The organism is Spirillospora sp. NPDC049652 (assembly GCF_040675125.1).
Taxonomy (GTDB): Bacteria; Actinomycetota; Actinomycetes; order Streptosporangiales; family Streptosporangiaceae; genus Spirillospora.
The window spans coordinates 1-1,690 of record NZ_JBFAOF010001264.1 but is presented as its reverse complement, the minus strand read 5'-3'; the positions used below and the strand labels follow the sequence as shown (position 1 = coordinate 1,690).

Below are 1,690 nucleotides of genomic sequence, written 5' to 3'. Positions count from 1 at the left end.
CCTCCACCGGGTGCAGCACGGCCCCGGCCTCCACGACGGGCGCGGGCGCGCCGTCCTCGCGGCCGAGCAGGTTCGCCCACGGGCCGGTGTCGGCGGTCGCGGACGCGGCGACGATCCGCAGGTCGGGACGGAGCGTCGCGCGCACGTCCAGCAGGAACGCCAGGGCCGTGTCCGCGTCGAGGTGCCGCTCATGGCACTCGTCCAGGATGACCGTGCCGACGCCCTCCAGTTCGGGGTCGCTCCGGAGCCACTGCAACAGCACTCCCGTGGTCAGCACCTCGACGGCCGACCCGGGCCGCCGCTCGCCCCGGACGGTCACCCCGACGCGTCCGCCGGCCTTCTCCCCCAGCAGCCAGGCCATCCGGCGCGCGGCGGCGCGGGCGGCGAGCCGGCGCGGTTCGAGGACGACGACGCGTCCGGCGGCGCTGGGTCCGGAGACGGCTGCGGCTTCGGAGCTGTCCAGGAGGCCGGCGAGGGCGAGGGGGACGTAGGTGGTCTTTCCGGTGCCGGGCGGGGCCGCGAGCACGGCGACGCCCCGCTCGTCCAGCGCCCGGCGGAGGGCGGGGACGACGGTCCGGACGGGCAGTCCGGCGAGGGCGGCGCGGCGGTCGGCGTGCATCCGTCCAGTGTGGCCGCCGCTACGGAACGCCGCGAACCGGACGCCTCCCGCCGGCTGTGAGCAAGATCACCGCCGCGCAACCGGAACCGAGCCTTGCGGCGATAGTTTCACCGCGCATTTCGCCTTTCTCCGGTAGAACGTTCTAAACCCAAGGTCAAGAGCGCACAGGAGAACCTGCGGTGTAGCATCCCCGGGGCAATATCTCTTGCGCTCCGGTAGCGTTTCGGCCTCAGTTCCCTCACCCCCTCCAGGGCTATCCCAATCCCACGGGTATCTCCATAATTGGAGTCGTCACCGCAGGTGCGAGGGAGGGACGGGCGATGGGCGGCAGCTCCATCTATCTTCGCGACAGGAAGGCGTTCACTGGCGGAACGCCACAGGCCGTGTACGCGGAGCTGTGGGAACGCGGACGAAAGGCCAGGGTCCGGAACCGCGCCATATTCGCCGTGCTGACGCTCATTCTGTGCGGAGCCCTCGTGAACGCCGTGTTCGGCATCGCGATGGCCCTGGTGGTTTCAGTTCTGGACTTCTTCTTCCACTGGCACGGCTACAACGCCTCCAGTGTCTGGCGGCGCGGGCTGCGCGGCGAGCAGCGCACCGACCGGCTGCTCCGCCACACCCTGGAACGGCGCGGCCACCGGGTGGTGCACGCGCGGACCGTCCCCGGCCACGACCAGGCCGACGAGATCCTCGTCGGGCCGGGCGGGATCTGGCTCATCCACAACGAGGCGTGGCACCCGGAGACCGAGATCGCGCCCTACGGCGGCAGGGTCTTCGTGGACGGCCGCACCCAGACCAAGCTGATGACCTCGCTGACCGGCTCCGCCGAGACCGTCGCGCGGCTGCTCACCGAGCACACCGGCGAGGAGGTCACCGTCCGGCCGCTGCTGGTCGTGCACGGCGGCCGGCTCGCCCGCTCCCCCTTCGAGGCGGACGGCGTCGTGTTCGCGACGCCGCTGCGCATGCTGCGCTGGATCCGCCGGAACCCGACCGCCGAGTACTCCGCCGAGCAGGTCGAGACGCTCGCCCGCGCGACCGTCCACGTGCTGCCCATCGGCCGCCGGACGGCGG

At 72.3% G+C, this 1,690-nt stretch carries 2 protein-coding genes; one reads left to right on the top strand and one right to left on the bottom strand.

The window, feature by feature from the left end; genetic code table 11:
• Nucleotides 1–619 (bottom strand): DEAD/DEAH box helicase (locus AB0J52_RS39255; RefSeq protein ID WP_500188169.1); only part of this gene is annotated, 619 nt, incomplete at its 3' end.
• Nucleotides 620–1,065: 446 nt separating this feature from the next.
• Between AB0J52_RS39255 and AB0J52_RS39250 the strand changes: the two genes are divergently transcribed.
• The coding region (locus tag AB0J52_RS39250) for a nuclease-related domain-containing protein (RefSeq protein WP_500188167.1) at nt 1,066–1,690 on the top strand (625 nt) is incomplete at its 3' end.